This is a genomic window from Cupriavidus sp. F041 (assembly GCF_057814235.1).
Window position 1 is genome coordinate 3,786,961 of sequence record NZ_JBVASY010000002.1, and the last position, 18,886, is coordinate 3,805,846.

The window sequence follows — 18,886 nt, forward strand, 5'->3', positions numbered from 1 at the left end:
CGGCACGCCCGACTCGCCGGAGTCACGGGCGAGACGAGAAGTGTTCTGAGACGTGCGAGGTGGGGCGGCAGAAGGCCATAGCTGGCAACTCAGTCAGCACCAAGTCAACCAACCACGGCTTTTCTGAGTGACAACAGTCACGCCATCAGCAGCCGGCGCAGTGCCGATGCCTTGGCCTGAGAGCAGCCAAGATGGCGGCGGATTTCAGCCACGGTGGGACGAAGCTGGCCAGCGGCAACGGCACGATGCAGCCGCCGAGTCAGTTCGACGTCTGGTTCGGCGCGGCCGTGGGATGCGGTCGGCATAGCCGGCGGCGTTACTGCCCCGTGATCGCGCGCGACCGGATTGCCCGGGGATGGCCTATCCGCTGTGGGCTCCGCGTGACTGTCCGTGACTGGCCCAGTAATGGGAGGTGTGCGGGCGGCAAGCGCCAGGAACCAGCCATAGCAGGCGACGCCTTCGAGCGCCGCGGCCAGCAGCAGCGCCCCCGTGAACTCGACGCCGGCGGGTGTGACGCCAAGCGACGCCGCCAGCGCTGTCATGACTGGGTCGTGGCGCGACGCGTCGCGGCGAACCGTCTCGTGACGTGCCGCTTCGTCTTGCCGGTCCTCAGCGGCTTGCCAGCGCCGGACTTCGTCCGCTTCCACCTCAAGCGCTTCCAGGGTTGCCGCCAGGCCAGCCCGCCTGGTATTCAGGGCTGCACAGTCGCCAGTGCAACGCCTGGCATTGGCGGTCGCCATCGCCGTGACGACCTTCGCACGCTCCGCGACGATCACCGACAGGGAACGGCTTGGTGCAGTGACCAGCTGCCGCACCACGGTAGTGGCGGCGCCGGGCGGCGCGACAGACGCCATCGCCGCTGCCCGCCTTTCCCCGGCGTGCTGCTGCGACCAGAGGAAAAACGTCGCGTGACCGTAGCCGGCCGCCACCATGCATGCCGCCCAGAGCAGCGCGCCCAGCCGGCGCACGGCCGGCGGGGCTACCTGACCCAAGGCGGGCAACAGGTGGGCGCTCAGCACCAGCACCGCGCTGATGGCCACCCACGCCATGCGCTCCACGAGCCAGCCGCCGCGCTGCCAGCCGGCCAGCGTGGACAGGCACAAGGCCGTGCCGGTCGCGGCCAGCGCTAGGACAAGCGCGCCTTGGCACGGATAGTGCGATGGCCCGGCAACATCGGCAGCGGTCATGTCGACACCCCCGCCAGTACCTCGGCCTTCCGCTCAAGCTTGTCACGCAGGGTGGGTACGGTGGTCGATGCCTCGCCGCTTGGACGTTCGCGGCCACGCCCAGCTGTCTCGGGAAAGAACTCTTCGGCCACAGCGTCGCATTCCTCGTCGCTGTCCTCGAACGCCCCATTGCCGAACCCGAGCCGGGCTGCCCCGTCCAGCGCCGTCTGGTCAAAGCCCGCCACCTTGCGCCGGGCATCCAGTTCCCTCGCCTCCCCGATTGTCGCTTCCAGCGAACTCCCCGCGCGTACCCCAAGATCCACGTAGTAGATTGCCGAGCGGAAACTCTGCGCGGTGGACTTGCCGCGCAGCTTCAGCTCCAGTGGCAGGCAGGCGAGCAGCCCGCCCGAAACCGCGCCGAAGTAATGCAGGCGCGCGGCGAGGGTGCGAATCGAGTTGTACGAGGTGGTCCGGAAGATGAACGACCCCAGCTCGTCGTCATCGCCGATTACGACATTCAGCCGTCCATAGGGCTTGCATCCGGCCGCCTTGCCGAATCCACAGCCGTCGGGCGACTGGCACGGCAATACGGCCACGCCGTCCTGGCCCGCGCGCTTGCATGTCTCACCGTTGCCGATACAGATCGGCCTCCCCGTCTCGCGGTCGAACAAGGTGTATTCGGCGCGAAGGTTCAGATTCGGGTCGTTGAAGAGCATGCGCACCGGAATCGCACGCAGCTTGCTGGGGCCAGCCTTGCGCAGCGCCTCGTCCACCGGGTGCAAGACCCAGCCCTCCCGGTTCTGCACCTGACTAGTCAACGTGAACTGGTCGTCCTTCTCTGGCAGGCGCTTGCCGTTCTTCTCGACCACGCGGCCGATGGAAATCCGCCCGATGACTGGCGGAGTGATGGTCAAGCCTTTGAGCATGGAATGTCTCCCTCGGGGTGAATCAGAAACCGGCGTGAGCCGGGCTTGGTGATGGTGTATGGCGCCTGGAGTTCCGGGTGATTGGCTAGCAACCGTTTAAGATCGACTCCGGAACGGTCCTTGCTGCGTTTGAAAGTGACTTCGCCAGTTTCGAAGAGCGCCCGCGAAGCGTCGCCCATCGCCTGCTGGATGGTCTGCTTGAGGCGAGCCTCCTGCTGCTCACGCATGGCGATATCGACGCGCACCGCCACCAGGTCGGCAAAGACGGCACTCAGCTGGCGTTCCTGGGTGAAGTCCACCGTCTGCCCGCTGTCCTGCGGATACAGGCAGCGCAAGGCGGCATCGGCCGATTCCGAGCCGTCCGCCGGCGGTGGCGTCTCGGTCGTGACGTAGTGCCAAAACCTGGCTTCCAACAAGATCAACTGGTCGATCAAGGGGTCGTCCCGTTGGATCCGGTGTACGACCAGCTGCTGGCCGCACAGCAGCACGGCAACGTCCGCCGCCTGCTTGCCCGTGACCGCCAACTGATGCTGGACCTGCAGTTGGACATATTCGGGCACACCATCGCGCCACAGCCGCGCACCGAACTCGCCCGCCGTCTTGCATTCGAGGATCTGCACGTCCGGCGCACCGACGATCTCGCGATCCAGGTTGGCGAGCATGTAGGGCACAGTCGGATGCCGCAGCACCGCGTTGATCTTGCGCACCCGGCGTCCGGTCTGCTGGGTATAAGCTGCCGCCACGATGGGCTCGAGCAACGTTCCCCAATAGACCGGTTCCGCGGTGTCCTGCGGGTCCGGCTTGACCAGCCCGGCGTCCCGCCCGGTCTTCTCCAGCCACAGTTCAAGTTGGCTCTGGTAGGGATTGAGGCCGACCGCGGCAGCTGCATCCGAGCCGCCGATGCCGGTCTTGCGCACGGCCAGCCAGTCGTCGCGGCTGAGGCCCTTCGTGTCCACCAAGCGCAATGCTGGTCGGGCCTTGGTGGACCTTGCTTCCTGTATGGAATACATCTGGTTCTCCTTGGTGGCATGCCGCCAGTGATGGATTGCGATGGAATCAATGCACCAGGCGCAGCGCCTCGTCCCAGGCTGTCCGCTTAAGGGCAGCACCCTGGCCGAACCAGGCCGCGTCGCGACGGTGATCGTCGCTGCGCGCACGGCGGTGGTGGTCGACAAACTCCGTGATGCTGTTGAGCAGGCCCCAGGCCGTACCGGCTGACGAGGACAGCAACGCTCCCTTGCCGCGCCCAGCGTATAGTTCCTGCACGGTCTTGATCGCGCTGTCATTCACGGCAGTGGTAGGCCGGTCGGTTACGCTGACGGTCGGATAGGTCAGCACGCGCCGGAAGAAGGCTTCGGCCGCTTCGGCATTGACCCGGCACTCGGAGAGCGCCTTCATGCGGGCCATAAAGCCGTCCCAGGACGAGATCGCGATGCCCAACTGACGTTTGACAGCCTGCGCGTCGAACTGGCTACGGTGCGGCACTTTGACCGCGTCCGCGCCATCGCCCAGGGCAATCGACAGAGTGTTGTTGCACACGACCCGCACCGACGTGAACTGCGCCGTTGTCGCCAACGTCCCGTCGCAGGCAGTCGCCAGCAACAGGTAGCCGTTGACCCTGTCACGGCCCTTGAGCGAAGCGCTCTGGCCAGTACGGGCGAGCGCCCAGAGCTTGCGGCCTTCCTTAAGCACGCCGGCGGTTTCGAGTTCAAAACCTCCGACTTCGGTGAGATCCCGGTAAAACTCCAGGATCTCGGACGGCTGCACCACCTGGTAACGGCCGGAGACCACCGACAGCGGCGCCTTGGTGTCCGAACGGTAGAGCACCTTCTGTTCGGGAAAGGCGTGGATGGCACCCAGTCCAGCGTTGCCGGAGACGAAGCGCACTTCGGATTCCTCGATGCGCCAGTTCATGCCGGCGCGTTCGGCCCAGACTTCGAGCGGTTGATGGGGGGCAAGCTGATTGCCCAGGCCGTGCCACGGGGCTTCGTTAACGTAGGCCATCGATTGGACGAGATGCATGGATAGCTCCTTGAAGAAACAAGTGCATAAAGCCCGGCCGAGGCCGGGCTAGAAAGGGAAACGGAAAACGGGGAAAGGCGCGCTAACCGTCAGTACCAGTACGGTGAGCGCTCGGGGCCTGCGGCTTAAGCCGAGTTCCTGCCGAAGGTAAGGCCGCAGGCCAGGCAGCGGTAGTTGTCGAGAACGCTCCCGTCGATGAGTTCACCAACAGCAGATCCGGTGGCACAACCTGCAGCGCCGCCGATCAGGCCCCCGAGAATAGCCCCGGCGATCACGCCCATAGTAGCTCCGGCCGGACCGGCGACCACTCCGACTCTGCCGCCGACCCGTGCTCCGGCTATGGCGGCGGAGACGCTGCTAGCCGCACCAGCAACACCTCCGACGGCGCCGCCGGCCTTGCGCCCATAGTTGCGGGTTGCCACCCGTGATGAATGGCAATGCGGACACGCTGGCGTCATGGCGTCTGTCCTTTCTGGCTGTTGGCCCCATTGCCGCAGCGGACGTGGCTCCAGTACGCGCCAATCAGAAAGACAATGGCGAAGGTGATCAGGTGTTCCAGGGGGGAGTTGTGCGATGTCACTATAGCTCCATGGTTGGTTAGAGGACGGACCGGTGCGGTCCGTAGACGACGGTTGTCCACCGCTCTCCATGGAGTGATATAGGGCTGAGAATTTCTACAATCGATTGCTCATGCGACACGTAAGGGGGAAGGTCCGAGGACTCCGCAAAGCCATGGCAAGTCTCCTGCATATGGACATTTGCCGATAGTGATGCTCAACCTCGTGGCTGTATCTGCAGGTATCGAAGCGGACCACTTTCCTTCTTCCTGCCTTCTGGCCAGTTGGGTTACGCTTCCCACCAATCCGGGGCATCCTCGTCTCGGATGGTCCATCCATCGCCTACCTTGGTGCCGTAACGGTAGGTAGTGATCGGTACCAATGCTTCCGCTGGCGCGCAGCCTCCGTGGTATCCGTTCCGTTTGGTAGCGTATCGCAGCTTGCTGCTCCAGGCCAAGACAACTTCATCCAATCCGCTCGCTGCCTTGATTCGAGAGCCTCTGAGTGTGATTTCGCCCGTGTAGGATTCCAGATTCGGTTCTCGCCAGCGAGCGTTGGGGCTCGTGCCTTGCATCACGGAATCTTGATCAAGCACGTGACCATGGTCGCTGGCGAATATGACGGCTCGGTCCGATGAGCGCGCCTCGGCCAACAAGGCATCAAGGCCCTTAAACTGGGCGATGTCCCAGCGTAACCGCAGCTGGTCTGACTTCATCAAGTGGTCGTCCACTGCATTGATCACAACTGCGACAACCCTTTGCCGGGTGTCGCTGAGGGAGGTTCTCAGGTCATCCGAGAGGGTGACGCCGGAGTTGTCCAGCAAGTCTTTTTTGTGAAATAGCACTGGGGGTTTGCCGGCAACGGATGGGGCGACCAGGGCCGGATACGCATTAAATGCCGACCGTTCAGTCGATGCCGAGCCAGCGCATGCGGTTCCGCACAGCAAGGAAGTTCTAGAAGCTTCGGTTGTGGATGGCAACATTGCCAGCAGCGTCGAGCATGCGCCTGCATTGCGTTCAAACTGCACCCAACCTTGCTCCCTTAGGCTGTGATGTAGTTCCAGGAAAACGGGAATGCTCATGCCGTCGACCACGATCAGCAGAGTGCGGCCCGCCATTGCGACGGGGGCGACACACTTATCGAGCGCGTCTTCGATCGGAATCAACGATGTGCCGTTGGCTTGCTCGGTAGTCAGTGATTCGGCAAATCTCCGATCAAACGCATCCCGCCGGATGCGCGTGCTCTCCCGAAGTTGAACGTAAGCATTGGCAAGATCCGCTGAGTCGTCGCCTTCCATCAACACGGTCTGTGCCCAGTCGACCCAGGCAATTTCGCTGCGGTATTGCTCGGAGAGGGCATTCAGTGACGACGGAAAGGTGCTGGCCGTTCGTGTGAGCCAACTCAGCAGCCGTACTGCCATCTTGCATCGAAGTTCAGAACGGTTGCTCAAGACTGGGCCGCGGTGAGCCATTAGGCGCTCAAAGCACGAAATGGCCTCTGCTAGGTTCTGATTGTTGAGTGCGGCGGCAAACGTCTTAGTCTTCTCTCGCAGGGCTGCATCCCCATACCGAGCGTGTACCGCCAGCGACTCTGCCTTCAACTGCGTCACCAATGACTCATAGCGCGCAACCTGCTGCTGCCTGGCGGCCTCCGTCGCCCGACCGAACCACCCATCGGCGACCGTGGCCAGTTGGTGGGTCGTATTGGATGAAATCGTCAGCCCATCAAACAACACTTCCAAACGCGCGGCGACTTTGGCTCTGTTGGTCTCTGTAGAGACGGCCTTGTCCTCCAGCGATTCGCAGAGCATCGCGATAGCGATCAGCTCATCGGCTGTGCCTGTATCGATTGCAGCGAATACGAAATTCACCAAGTTGCCGAGAGATTCGTGCAGTCGCTGAACCGTTTCCTCACGGGCGGAGTTTTCAAGTGCCTTGAATTGCTCACGCCGCTGTGCGTCCCCCGCCCATTTCAGCAGGTCAAGTTCAGTGGGCGGGTAAGACTCGAACCCCAAAACGACCCGGAAGAACTCCTTCCACGCCCTATCCTGATCCAGTACCAGCGAGCGAACCGGCGTGTAGCCCTCGGCGGGCATGAAGCGAACCAGCATTTCAGCCAGCCAGCGATGACGCGCCAATCGGGGATCAACGTGTGCAGCCCGAAACAAGGCCAAGACGGTTTGCCATAGATCGTGCGAGATGGCACGTCTCTTGGCACAGCGCGCCAAGACATCCGAGCCCAGATCAGCTTCACTGCCCGCGTAGAGCAAAATGACGGGGGTATCGGCGGCGGCATGCCGATGCATCGCATCACGCACGGCCAGGGGGGAACTGCACGCGACAACAGCCCAGCTTGCGGCATTGACATCGACTGTCGATCCATCAAAAGCATCGAGAGGCAGACGCAGCAGAATGAACTTCGCTGGAGGGTCCGCCTCGTGCGCCTGCTTGGCCTGAAGGCTGATTTGATGTGCCGGAACCTTCATTCCTGTTCCCGAATCACGATCTGGATATCCACACTGACCTTGCCCAGTCCTTCCAGCAGCGTTTGCGCATCGGCGAGTGCCTGCAATGCAGCGGCCTTGACCAAACGCGTGCGTTCAATCCGTTGAGGGACCTTGGTGCCTGGCTCCGGCGCGGGCTCAGGTTCAGGGTGCTGGGGCGCGGCACGGTTGGCGACGTCGGCCATCAGCGTTCCGGCATCGCGTTCGAACTGCGCGACTGCCGTCTGCAGCCCATCCACGTATTCGTAGCGCAGTACGGCGTGGGCGAGTTTTTCCAGAATCTGGTTGGCCCGAGGGGCAAATTCGCCAGTGCCCCCGGCAATCGACCGAAGGCTGTTAACCAGATAGTGCTTGGCCTCAACACGAGCCAACGTCTGGATCCCGCCCAGTACCGCCTTCGTTTCCGCAATTTCCTCGGCGGTGAAGTCAAGACGGGCCACAAGATTCACGAGGTCAATCTCGGAACTGCTGGATTCCATCGCAGCAAACCAGTCGCGCAGTCGCGTCGCCCCGGTCTTCCGCAGGGCGGGCTCGCCTGTTGCCACCACGTCAGTCTGCACCAGCGCCATCAGTTGGTCGACCACCCGTAGGTAGTTCAGCAGATGTGCAGCCGTGTCTGCTACCGCCTTCTTTGCCGCCCGCGAAAACTCCACCAACCCCGGCGCTGAGCGATATAGCGACGCCATCGTCGATTCGAGCATCTCGCCAGCGAGCCGGGTTGCCTTGTCCCAGTCTGTCGTTGTCGGCAAGGGCTGTTCACGTACTTCGCATTCATTGGGGACATTGCCAATCTCGCCTCGGAAGGGCTGGCCGAAGCGGTACAAGGATCGGTTGCTCTTAGCCAACCAGGTCAGAATGAGCAGATCCTGCAAGTCATCACGCAGCCCGCGTCGATCAGGCAAGTCCAGCCAACGGCGAAGGTCGGCCACGGTCGGTTCACGGCCAGACTGCTGGGCCATCTGGCGTGCAAAGTGCTGCGACCAGTCATCCCGCAGCTGCAGGGCCGCTTCGCCGACTTCAGCGAGCTCAAGCTTCGGCAAGACGCGTTTGGCATCATCGCGCAGCGATGCCTCAAGTTCCACGCGATGAGCCGGCTTCTGAGCCGCTAGCACCATCAATTCAGCCAATCGCTTTACTGCTATCGGACGGGGTTCGGCATCGAAGTGTGGGTGTGCAGGGAATTCGTAGTCTAGCGCTTGCTCGGCGAGCTTCTCGAACGCGTCCTTGAAGTTGGCGGCAACCGGTGGGCGCAAGACGAGGGACGGGTCGAGGCTATAGAAGTGCTCGTCGACGGTTTGTGCAGGGTCCAGCGCCTCTAGGGCAACGCTGTTGAGGCCGTAGGCGGTGTACAGGCAATTGCGAATAAACTGGCGCAGTTGGTCGCGCTGGTTGGTCAGCAGCACGCGCGCCTGTTCCCGGTCAGCCTGCGACAGTTGACTAGCGTACTGATCTAGGTTGTTGCCGCGCAGTACGAAGTTGATGACCACCAAACGGCCCAACTGATCCTGAGTATTCGGCGAAAGGAAGGACGGCAGCCAAGCAACCGAGCGGCCGACACGTCCGTCATTCAGGAAGCCGTTGAGTTTGGCCACGTCATCCTGCGGACCATGCTCTGGCTGGTGGTCGAACGGGAAGTCGATCAGGATGCGCCACGTTCCTTCACGCCCCTTGAGGGTGTCGAAGGACTGCTCACGGATGTTGCCGAACAGAATCTCGGCGCTGCGGCGCGAGCCACGCCAACCAACTTCCATTTCCGGGGGTAGCAGGCTGGAGCCCGCATCCGACAGGCCCAACCCGTCGGTGATCAACTGCCGGACCTCTGCTTGCCGGTTCCCATGCGTGTCGAATGACATCGCATTCGCCAGGATGGCATCTGTGTCGACCTTGGCGACTTCGACTGAGACCACCGGGTTGGCTGAATCGTCGGCGATCTTGATCTCCCCGGCCTGGCCCGCCCAGCGCTTGAGCTTGGTCAGCACGGTGATGCCCTCGCTGCCCGGTACGGGGGTGCGAATCGTGCCATGGTTCAGTGCAGCCAGCTTGGTCGGCGTAAGGTTCTTCAGCGCCTCGACTTGGGGGACCAGCGCCGCCAACACCAGGGTTTTGAGCAGACGCGCGTCGTTTTGCAAAGCCGCCGCCTTCCTCGGGTCGGCTTTGCCCGACTCGAGGTCTTCCCAAGTCACACCGTGTTGTGTCTCTAGGATTGGCAGCAGGCGCCGGCGCCAGAGTTGCTTGGCGTGCTCGAAGAATAGCTTGATGCCGTGGGTGAACGGTTCATCGCCATCGGCAATCACATCGAATAAGTCACCCACCGGGATCACATCACCGATCTCCAGGGTATCGGCCTTGTCCACCAGCATCTGCTGCATCAGCTTGAGCGCCGTGCGCTCGCGCTGCAGCATTGAAGACACGGCAATCAGGGTCTGCACCAGCGCCGGAGTGAAAGGGTACAGGTCCTGCAGCATCTGCTGATCGCCATCGCGGGTCAGTAAGGTTTGAAGCACCTCGGGCTGGCTGCTCATGAGCTTGTTGATAGCGCCCTTAAGCTTCCCATCCTCTGCCGGCCCGCGCGTGCGCAAGAGACGCTTCTTGGCGATTTCCGGGAGATTGCGGTCTTCCAGGTTCACCTTGTCGAAGCGCGCTTCCCACCATTGCAGGGTATCGGCAAACGACAACTGCTCGGCGCCCGGCATGTGCTCACCGACCAGTTCACGCAGATCGCGCTGGCGTGCCATGAAGCTGATAATCGGGATAGGCCGGTCAGCGTTGCCCGACTCGACCAACTTGGCCACCTTTTGGCCCTCGCGAGCAATCCACGCTGCATCGGCAGCACGACTGGCTAGCCACAGGATGAACTCATCCAGGAACAGGATAATGCCGTCATAGCCCAGGTCCTTCGCATGGTGCGACATCGCCGACAAGCCGTCGTCCAACGACGTGTACAGCTCCCGCCGCGACGCGGATAGATGGCTCACGCTGCTGTAGAATGCACGCGTCAAAGCCCCGACCAGTTGGAAGCGTTCAGGGCTGCCCGGCGGCAATCGCAGCGTCGACTCAAAGCGGGCAGCAGCCCAGGTTTGCGACACGCGCCCCCAGCCCCCACCGCCCGCAGCTGTCCCGGTTGTGCCGTTCAAAGTGCGGAAGAACACTTCATCGCCCATCTGCGCGCGCAGCTTCTGGGCATCGTTGAGCATCCCTTCACTCTGGTAGAAGCCGGGGCTCGGTGCATCCGGATGCAAGCGGGTGGTTAGCTCCGCGTACCCCGAGAACAATGCCGATTCGAGGGTCTCGGCACTGGTCATGTGGTACGGCACGACCAAAAACCTTTTTCCCTGAGTCCAACCGTTGTGCTTGGAAACCACCGCGGCCAGCTCGGGCTTGCCACGGGCCGTGGCGTCACCGCGTAGCAACAGCGACAAGATGGCCATGAAGTGACTCTTACCCGAGCCGAAACTGCCGTGCAGGTACGCACCCTTGCTCATCCGGCTGTCGATGGCACCCTTGACAACGCCGAGGGCCTGATCGAAGCATTTCACCAACTGCGGAGTGGCGACGTAGTCGCGCACGGTCTCAGCGGGCGCGTTCAGGCCATCGGTCAGGCGAAGAACAAAGTCGCCCTGATGAACCTGTTCTGGCAGATCAAAGATCTCACGTAGTTTTGGCATCTTGTTGTATCCCACGAATCCGGTGAATCTGGTCAGGCCTGTGCGGTGGTGTTGGAGCGACGGCCACGGAGGCGACGAACGGGCGCAGGCGGTTGCCAGGCGCGCACAGCAGCCAGCGTCAGGCCGTGCTGGGCCAACTGCGCATCGAGCAGACCTTGCAAGTAATCGCCGGTGCTCATACCCAAGTCGTCATCCACTTCCGGATGCCACTGATGCACCCAGGGCAGCAGTTCGTCGAGACCTGCCAGTGCCGGCGTCAGACGGGCGGCATCCGCACCGTCACGTTGCAGCATTTCGTACAAATACCCGGTCAGCGCCAGGGCACGCGCCTTGGCGTCGTACCCAGCCCACAGCAGCATTGGGCTTGCTGCGTCGCTGCTGCGTTCGAGGCCGGGGAAGCTGACGAAGCGTTCCTTGGGCACATCCAGGGCCCCACGCAACTTCCAATACACGCCGTCACGATAGTCATCCTGCTTGTACTTCGGTGGAACGGGAATGGAGCCCACCTCCTCAGTCTTGCGTCGCGATTGCTCTTCCTTGATGGCTTCGACAGGCTCATTGGCTAGGCGCCTCGCCACGTCGACATCGATCGCATCCTCGCACCGCTGCATCAGCCAAGTGTTTTGCCACACGGCGCGCTTGCGCAAGCCACTGTCGCTGTAGCGCAGCGCATCCAGATAGGGCACGCTGGCCAGTCGTACCAGAGCCACTACGGTCGCGTGTGCATCGCTGCCGCTGCCGGCGTACAGGTCCAAGGCGCGCCGGAAGTCCTGGTCACCAGACAAAGCATCGACCATTTCGCGCACCGAGCGCAGCTTGGGGGCGGGATGGACGTCGCGTGGCCAAAGGTCAACGGCTTCCAGGCGGTTCAACAACCATCGTTCGACGGCTGCTTTTTCCAGCGTTTCCCATTCATCGGCAGCCCAACGACGCTTGTACTCTGGGCGTTCGATCAGGGCCAAATCGCGCGAGCGTCGGATTGCGGTGATGCGTCTTTCAACCAGCGCGCGGTAGTCAGCCGGCCAATGCGCGGGCGCCGATGTGATAGGTTGCGAACGGTGCCGCTCGAACCAAGTCGTGGTGGCTGTTCCTGCGGCGCAGTCCTGTGCCAGAGCAATTTCAAACGCTCGCTCCCCAAGATGAACTTGAGGAAGATCGCCGACATATCGGAGATCATCATCGAGAAGTCCATACAGCCTGTAAGTTTCCCAGTCGAGCTCTTCCTGCAAAGCGATCATCTTCCCGCGAGTCATCTCCAACGCATCTCTTAAAGCGTCTAAGTCTTGACGATTGGGAATTGGTGTCTTCATCGCCCCATCGGGGAGCCCATTTGTGTACTTGCAGGCCAAATCATCCAATAGCTTTGCGGTCGCAATAGGGAATTCGTCTGTCAATGGAAACTTTCCAAGCCCGGTCGACGTGAACTCATAAAAATCTTCAAAGGCGTCGGTTCTTTGTCGGGCGCCGTGCTGATCAACTGTGCTACCTTTGTTGTGAAAAATCTGCTTGGCCCAAAAGCACGCCAACGACGAATTCAAGATCCCAAGTATTCCAAGGTAGTGATCTTCAGTTGCGTTTGACTGAAGTTTTATTACAGGAGCAGACCGGTTAAATACTTTTCCGCCGCGATCCAAGACAAAATGGTTATGGGTTGCAACGAATGCATACGTAATAGTTAGAGGAGTTCTTATTTTTGCCGAGTAGAGCTCCTGCCACTCATACCAGGACAGGCCGCGCTCGAGCATCGGTGTCCCAAAGCGCTTTCGTTTAGACAGGTTAGTTCTAAACGACCAAAGAAAGCGATGTGTATTGGGGTGGTCGTCGATTGATTGCAGGTTGAATTCGTCGTCGTAGAGCCAAACCGTTGTGAGACCAGACGCAGTCCAGTCTCGAACAAGGTCTCCGGTGACAAGTTGTCGCGCCGCTTCAATTCCGTGCCGCTCCGCTACACCTTGCTCTTCGAGCAAGTAGACGTCATCTTCGCCCGTAACGCCGACGATTCCCATCTCGTCAGTGATAGCACTAAGCTTTCCAGTAGCGACCTCTTCGACTTGATTCTTCAGTTCCGATGCTCCCCCGCCCCCAATGCTCCAGGGATGCCGAGCAAACAAAGAACGCTCAGTATCAGTGACGCTAACCCACTCGGATTCGGAATCCCGCTGATCAATCTGGCTAAGAATTGCCTGCCAAACTCTTCCTTGTGCAGGGTCGGCTGGGGTCGATGGCTCCCCTTTGATCCCCATTACTGCACGGATGACGCTACTTGCAGGAGGGCGTGTTCGTCCAAACATAATCGCAGTTGGGGTGCCATGCCCTGGGATGTACGCGCCAGCAGTGTCAATCACGTGGGTGAGATCCACCGTTGGAAAGAAAGCTTCCACCAGTTTCTTTCCAAATTCACGTTTCATGAAGGCATTGCCAACAATCAAGCCTACATACCCAGCACGTTGCGCGGCGTCGAGCGGCTTCGCCAGTGCCCAGAATCGCTCGCAAAACGGTGCGACGAGCGCGTACTTGCCGTGACAACTGGGGAAGCGCTCCCGATAAAGGGCAGAGACAGCACGGTCCTTGACAGCGATATACGGTGGATTGCCCACGACTGCCGCATACTTGCGAGCCAGAATTTGATTCGTGGCCGTCAAGTCTTCTGCGGCAAACGCGTGGCGATACAAATGGTCAGCGGCCGTCGCAAGATTCTCTTGCGGGGTGTTTAGTGCGAGCGAAACTTGCGCACTCGCGTAATCACGCTGATCGAAGCCGTGCAGCAGGCTGTCGCCCGTCTCAATATGCAGATGGAAGTCCGGAGCGAGCCGCAGTTTGTGGACTTGCGCCATCTTCAGCGCAGCCACCAGCAACCGGAAACGGGCAATCACTACCGCGTAGGGGTTGAGGTCAATGCCTGCAATCCGGTCCAGCGCTTCCTGTAGGGCCAGGTTGACATTGTCCGGGCGCTTGCGTAGCCAACGCGGGGCCAGTCGCTCGAACGCCCCGAGCAAGAAGTGCCCCGACCCACAGGTCGGGTCGATCATGTCCACTTCTTCCAATGCGTAGATGTCGAGCGCAGGGGTCAGGGTCCGGTCGAGGATGAAGGACTCGACGAACTCAGGTGTCTGCAGCAACGCGTAGCGTTGCCGGGCCGCTTCGGACAGGTCCTGGTACAAGTCACCTAGGAAGCGCGTGTTCCAGTCGGGGTCGGCAAAATCGTGCACCAAGGCACCGCTGTCCGCGTTAGTCGCACGGAAGAAGCGCACCAGTTGCTTGCCCATATCGGCAGACACAGGCGCAGCCAACAAGCTGCGCTGAACTTTCAAGACATCGGACAGGCCGGGCAGACGCCCGGCCACTGCGAATACGTCGCGCAGGTAGTCGTTGTCGGACGCGGTCGGGTTTTGCAGGTAGAAGGCCTCTTGCCGTGCCACGGCGGATTGCGCCCGGCTGTCGGTGCCTGCAATCAGCGGGGCATCAAGCAGATCGTTGTCTTCACTGAATCGGACGAACACGCAGGCCAGCACCCACGCCACTGCGGACTGGGTGAACTGCGCTTCGACCCAGGTTTCCAGCGCCTCCGCCGTGCGGCTAGCATCACGCGCCGCCTGCCAGTCGGCAGTCAGTCGTTCCTTGAATTCGAGGATGCAGCCAAAGCGCTCACGCAGGTCGCTCTCCAAGTCACGAACCTGGACCTTGAGGTCAGCCAGTAGTTTTGTACGGTTGATCATTCTCTTCTTGCCTTGGCGCGGGTCTTCGTCGCAGGGGTGCCCGTCGTGAGATGAGAGCCTTCCAGCCAAGCGCGCGGGATGCGACCGTAGTCTGTGGTGTTGATGGTGACCGGAACAGCTTCGCCATCCAACACGGGGCGGTTGTCGGGCGTCAGCGGACTGGCGATCAGAGCCACCAGCGGCGGACGCTGGCCAAACATACAGGCGTCGGCCAGCTTGGCAAATAGCGGCATCCGCTGCCAACGTGCTGCTAGCCCCAGGTTGACCAACAGCCCTGGCTTGTCGTCCTGGAGTAGCTGGGCTTCGACCTTGGGCCAAACCTCTCCCAGCACGGTGGTGAAGTTCTGCGCGTCAACTGAGCCCGCAGGGGCAGCATCGGCGTCGAGCAGGACGTTCCAGTCCACGTCCCATTCGCGCGACTGCGCCTCGAGCCGAGTCAACACGACTTCGTCGAAGTCGATCACCTTCAAACTAAAGCGCTGTGCCAGTTCACGCTGAGCGATCGAGAGTCCCTTGGGATCAACAGACAGGGTGAGCAGCTTGCCGCTGGTCAGGGCGTGCTTGATGCGCTCGTCGATCTGCAGGGCGGCCTGGATATCCGGAGCTGTGGCAGTACGAGGGCGGTTGTTCGTCGAGAACCGGGTGATTTGCGTGGTGCCCGAAATGACGCCGGCTGAGAACTGCATGACGAAGGTTCGCTTGCCCCCCTCCCACCTCACGTCCAGACCCGCGTCCTTGAGCATCGTCTCCAGCTCGGCGGGACCCGGCAATGGAGCGGCTTCGGGGTAGCGGGCAGAGATTCGTCTGCGGATGGTTTCAAGGTCGAACTGTCGCAAGCCGAGCAGTGACGTGGTGGCCAGTTTGACGGCGCGCGCAGCGGACAACTGCACGGGGTAGAACTCGAGGCGTGACGAAAGGGCCGCATGACGAGCGCAAGCCGCGGCCAGGCGAATCAACCGTTCCGAACTTAAGACAGTGTCGCCCGCTGGCGAAGGAATGCTCGCCAGGGTGTCGGCTACCTGTTGAGCGGAGGGCAAGGGGTCGAGCTTAGCCAGTCGGTCTGCAGCTTCACCCAGCACCACGGCATAGCTCGCGCGCACCTCAGGCGATGATGGGAACAGTCCGGAGGCGCCGCTGCTGGCCAGGGTAGCGACTACCAAGTCGTCGACTTGCGGGGGCTGCACGAGGGGGCGGACTTTGGGGTCTCGCTGCACCAGTTGCCAGCGAGCCCCCTGCTTGGTGCGCTCGACGGTGATGACCGCGCGCGTCAGCGCCACAGCTTCGGAGTGCCGTGCTTCCCCGGTTTGCACGCTGCCTCGGCGCGCCAGCAATGCAGATGCAATCTCGCCAACTGTGGCGATGCCGCCGAGCCCGGCCAGCACCAGCGCGACGTCATCTCGCAGATGGGTAATCTCTGGTTGACGCGACATACGCTCGGCCATGGACTGCAAAAGCTCCTCTGACAAATGCGAGCCGCTCGCTCCGGCTGCCAGCCCTAACCATCCCTCCAAAGCCTGAAGCTGCGCTTCATCGCCCTTCTTCGGTACGAGCAGGGCTGCGGCCGCGTCCACCGAGAGCTTGGCCACCGTGGTGTCGCCGGGTTGCTCATCTTTGACAGCCCCGCCACTGAATTGCTGTCGCAAACGATCGGCAATCTGGTGGAGCTCCCGGGCAACGGCCAGCGCGATACCTCGATGGCGGTACAGGCGATTGCGCGGAAGCTCAGCCAGATCGCCCGCCGTGGCCACCTCATCGTGGCCAATCCGGTCGATCAATTCGAGGTGGCGAGAATCCAGCTGCAACGACTCCAAAGGCGTGTCTGGAGAGGTGCCACTTGCCGTTGTTGTCGGCTCGTCGCCGAACGACAATTGGCCTTGTGGTGGGTGTGTCGTGTGGGCAGTAACAGGCCGCGCGACGTTCTCGAACACCTTGCGCCAAGCACGCAACATCTGTTCAGAGTTGTCGAAGCGTTTGCGGTGGTCACGTGCCAGCGCCCGGCTGAAGAAATCGAACGCTTGCCGACGAATGGACGCATCGAAGCGCTCGGAGTCCAGAATGATCTCTGACTTCAGGGTTGCAGGATCGGCACTGCCGTCGCCCCACTCGGGCAAAGTGCCGGCGGCCATTTCGTGCAAGGTCAAGGCACACGAGTAGCGCTCAGCGTAGCCATCCCACATGCCGCGCTTGCGAAGGAAGGGGTCCATATAGACCCGGGTACCCGCATTGAGATCGCTCGCAGGCACGCCCGCCAGCGAAAAGTCGAACAGGGTGAGCGTAAGTCGCTTTCCTGAGCCTGGGCGAATGCCAATATTGTCAGGCTTGATGTCACGATGGGGAATCCCCTCGCGCTCTAGGTACTCCACAACGGAAATCAGCTCCTCACCGAAGCGCTGCAGCAGGTCCAGGCTCAAGCGCCCCTCCTGCCGCAGACGTTCGCCCAGCGTTTCCTCACCGGCCGAAGACAGGAACAGGGTCGCAAGTCCAGCGATTTCAAAACGCTCAAAGCACTGAACGATGTTCTGGTGGGGCTGCAGGCGGACCAGGGTTTCCGACTCGCGCTTGAGACGTTCGTTGTATTCCGCCTCCAGCGCGATCTTGAATACGCCCTGCCGAGGTTGGCCCGCGCCCTCGCGACGAACTTCCAGGGCCAGACTGGTTCCGCCCTTGCCAAGTCGGCGAATGACTTCAAAGCCATGCAGCTTACTGCCCGCATTAGCCTCCAGCGGTGAGGCCAGCGATGACGCAGGGGCGGTCAACGCGTCTTCAAGAGCTTCTTCTGCTTTGTCGAGTGCAGCCAGGAATTCACCGGTGGAGCTGAACCGGTCTTCTGTCGAGGGCCAAGTGGCGAACTGGATCAGGTCTTCGATCTCGGCCAGACACCCGTTGACCAGCGCCGATAGCGTGAGGCCAGGACCCTGTTCACACTTAGTGACAAGCTCATCGCCACTGACCGCGGGCGGCTCTCCGGCCAGTACAAAGTACGAAATAGCACCAAGCGAGAACAGGTCCAGCTTAATGGCGTCAGGCCGGGAAGCAATGCGAGCTTCGGGGGCTAGGTAAATCTCTTGCGCCGCCCGATCCGAGAGCATTTCAACGTGGAGTGTACCCGTTGTTTCCCCCCCGGCCTCTTGAAGTTGCCGCGTGGCGATTTGCCAATCGAACAGCGTAACGTCGAAGGAGTTTGTGGCAACGGTCCTGACCAGGATAGTTTGGGGTGACAGACCTCGGTGGTAGAGACGGTAACGATGCGCGGCATCCAGGGCTTCGGCGATGGCACGGACGAGTTTCAGCCGTTGCCAGAGGTCAAGGTGCTCGCCCTGCGCTCGGATGAAATGGTCCAGCCGCTGGAGTCCTTCGTCGTACTCGAAGATCAGCGCGGGGCCGTGTTCGCTGTCAATGAAGTCCGATGCACGCAAGATTCCCGGATGGCGGATACCCTCGAGCAGCTGGAATTCACGACGCGCGGCGTCAACTAGCAGCGTGCGTTGTGCGGCATTGAGCGTGCGCTTGGCTGTGTACAGACGCACCCGCCTACGAAGGTTGGTTAACGAGACATGCTTGGACAGCCAGTCCTGGTGGAAGTCGGTTTCCGCGAGGACCTGTTCAAGCTGATAGTCACCAACCCGTCGACTTTGCTGCGGAGGACGAATGCCAACGGCTTCCAATGCCCGGTTGATGGATGTGGCGAGATCCCGATCAATGGGCTGCGCACTGGCAACCGGCGCTGTCTCATCGAAGAGCTTGCCAGCGATATTGGCACGCAAATGGACATTCTCGCGTGCGGGGCCCGTTAGTTTGCACCGTTGCGCGGGGTCCGACAGGAAAACCAGCGACTGAATATACGGCGTGCGACGCTTTTGTACAGTCAGCTGCTTGCGCAGCAGCGACGCGAGCTTTTTGGCCTTGCGGTTGGTGAGCAGCAAGGGGTTGTCGTCAAAGTATTCCCTAGCCCCGTCGCGCCAGATCCAGGTGTGTGAATCTCCACCGACCTCACCCGGGCGGCTCTTGATCTCGACCAGAAAGATGCTGTATCGGGAAATGACCAGCAGATCGACCTCGTTGATGCTGCCGTCGTCGGCGATAAATTCAAAGTTGCTGTATGCACGAAACGGTTCGCGATTCGGCATCGCGCGTTGGATATAGTCGAGCGCGTCCTGCTCCCACGGGAAATGAGAGGGCGAAATCGTCTTCCAGCGACCATTCATCGACGGCCTCCGACGATGGAGAGCATCGGGATGTAGCGAGACTGATGTGTGCCGGCAGGCCTGCTCTTTGAGGAGTGCGGATGCGTCATGTCAGTCGCAATCTTTTTCCGGTTGTATGGGTTGTGG

Annotated in this window: 9 protein-coding genes; all 9 read right to left on the bottom strand. The window is 61.3% G+C overall.

Translation table 11 applies throughout. From position 1 onward, the window contains the following. Nucleotides 1-137 precede the first annotated feature (137 nt). Nucleotides 138-1,187, bottom strand: coding sequence for a hypothetical protein (locus ACZY0R_RS34815; protein WP_488864918.1), 1,050 nt, complete (start codon nucleotides 1,185-1,187; stop codon nucleotides 138-140). Next, nucleotides 1,184-2,092 carry a recombination directionality factor gene (locus ACZY0R_RS34820; protein WP_488864920.1) on the bottom strand — a complete coding sequence of 303 codons (909 nt, stop codon included), beginning with the start codon at nucleotides 2,090-2,092 and terminating at the stop codon, nucleotides 1,184-1,186. Before ACZY0R_RS34820 ends, ACZY0R_RS34815 begins: the two co-directional genes overlap by 4 nt. Next, nucleotides 2,077-3,102 carry a YqaJ viral recombinase family nuclease gene (locus tag ACZY0R_RS34825; protein ID WP_488864922.1) on the bottom strand — a complete coding sequence of 342 codons (1,026 nt, stop codon included), beginning with the start codon at nucleotides 3,100-3,102 and terminating at the stop codon, nucleotides 2,077-2,079. The genes ACZY0R_RS34820 and ACZY0R_RS34825 overlap by 16 nt, the downstream gene beginning before the upstream one ends. Before the next feature lie 46 nt (nucleotides 3,103-3,148). After that, a complete protein-coding gene (locus ACZY0R_RS34830) occupies nucleotides 3,149-4,114 on the bottom strand; it encodes a DUF932 domain-containing protein (RefSeq protein WP_488864924.1) in 966 nt (321 codons plus the stop codon). Between the two features lie 125 nt (nucleotides 4,115-4,239). Beyond that, nucleotides 4,240-4,395: a hypothetical protein gene (locus ACZY0R_RS34835; RefSeq protein WP_488864926.1), complete on the bottom strand. Its 156-nt coding sequence runs from the start codon at nucleotides 4,393-4,395 to the stop codon at nucleotides 4,240-4,242. A 565-nt stretch (nucleotides 4,396-4,960) separates the two neighbouring features. Continuing rightward, nucleotides 4,961-7,156 (bottom strand): BREX-2 system phosphatase PglZ, encoded by a 2,196-nt coding sequence (gene pglZ, locus ACZY0R_RS34840; RefSeq protein ID WP_488864928.1) that lies wholly within the window; start codon nucleotides 7,154-7,156, stop codon nucleotides 4,961-4,963. Continuing rightward, entirely contained in the window at nucleotides 7,153-10,839 is a 3,687-nt protein-coding gene (locus tag ACZY0R_RS34845) for a DUF6079 family protein (protein ID WP_488864930.1), read from the bottom strand. The genes pglZ and ACZY0R_RS34845 overlap by 4 nt, the downstream gene beginning before the upstream one ends. A gap of 32 nt (nucleotides 10,840-10,871) precedes the next feature. Continuing rightward, nucleotides 10,872-14,555: a BREX-2 system adenine-specific DNA-methyltransferase PglX gene (pglX, locus tag ACZY0R_RS34850; RefSeq protein WP_488864932.1), complete on the bottom strand. Its 3,684-nt coding sequence runs from the start codon at nucleotides 14,553-14,555 to the stop codon at nucleotides 10,872-10,874. Further along, nucleotides 14,552-18,760 carry a BREX system serine/threonine kinase PglW gene (pglW, locus tag ACZY0R_RS34855; protein WP_488864934.1) on the bottom strand — a complete coding sequence of 1,403 codons (4,209 nt, stop codon included), beginning with the start codon at nucleotides 18,758-18,760 and terminating at the stop codon, nucleotides 14,552-14,554. Before pglW ends, pglX begins: the two co-directional genes overlap by 4 nt. Between the last annotated feature and the right edge of the window lie 126 nt (nucleotides 18,761-18,886).

Bases quoted from the DNA above. Each gene is read 5' to 3' on its own strand.
- ACZY0R_RS34815 (WP_488864918.1), bottom strand. From the start codon at position 1,187: ATGACCGCTGCCGATGTTGCCGGGCCATCGCACTATCCGTGCCAAGGC.
- ACZY0R_RS34820 (WP_488864920.1), bottom strand. From the start codon at position 2,092: ATGCTCAAAGGCTTGACCATCACTCCGCCAGTCATCGGGCGGATTTCC.
- ACZY0R_RS34825 (WP_488864922.1), bottom strand. From the start codon at position 3,102: ATGTATTCCATACAGGAAGCAAGGTCCACCAAGGCCCGACCAGCATTG.
- ACZY0R_RS34830 (WP_488864924.1), bottom strand. From the start codon at position 4,114: ATGCATCTCGTCCAATCGATGGCCTACGTTAACGAAGCCCCGTGGCAC.
- ACZY0R_RS34835 (WP_488864926.1), bottom strand. From the start codon at position 4,395: ATGGGCGTGATCGCCGGGGCTATTCTCGGGGGCCTGATCGGCGGCGCT.
- pglZ (WP_488864928.1), bottom strand. From the start codon at position 7,156: ATGAAGGTTCCGGCACATCAAATCAGCCTTCAGGCCAAGCAGGCGCAC.
- ACZY0R_RS34845 (WP_488864930.1), bottom strand. From the start codon at position 10,839: ATGCCAAAACTACGTGAGATCTTTGATCTGCCAGAACAGGTTCATCAG.
- pglX (WP_488864932.1), bottom strand. From the start codon at position 14,555: ATGATCAACCGTACAAAACTACTGGCTGACCTCAAGGTCCAGGTTCGT.
- pglW (WP_488864934.1), bottom strand. From the start codon at position 18,760: ATGAATGGTCGCTGGAAGACGATTTCGCCCTCTCATTTCCCGTGGGAG.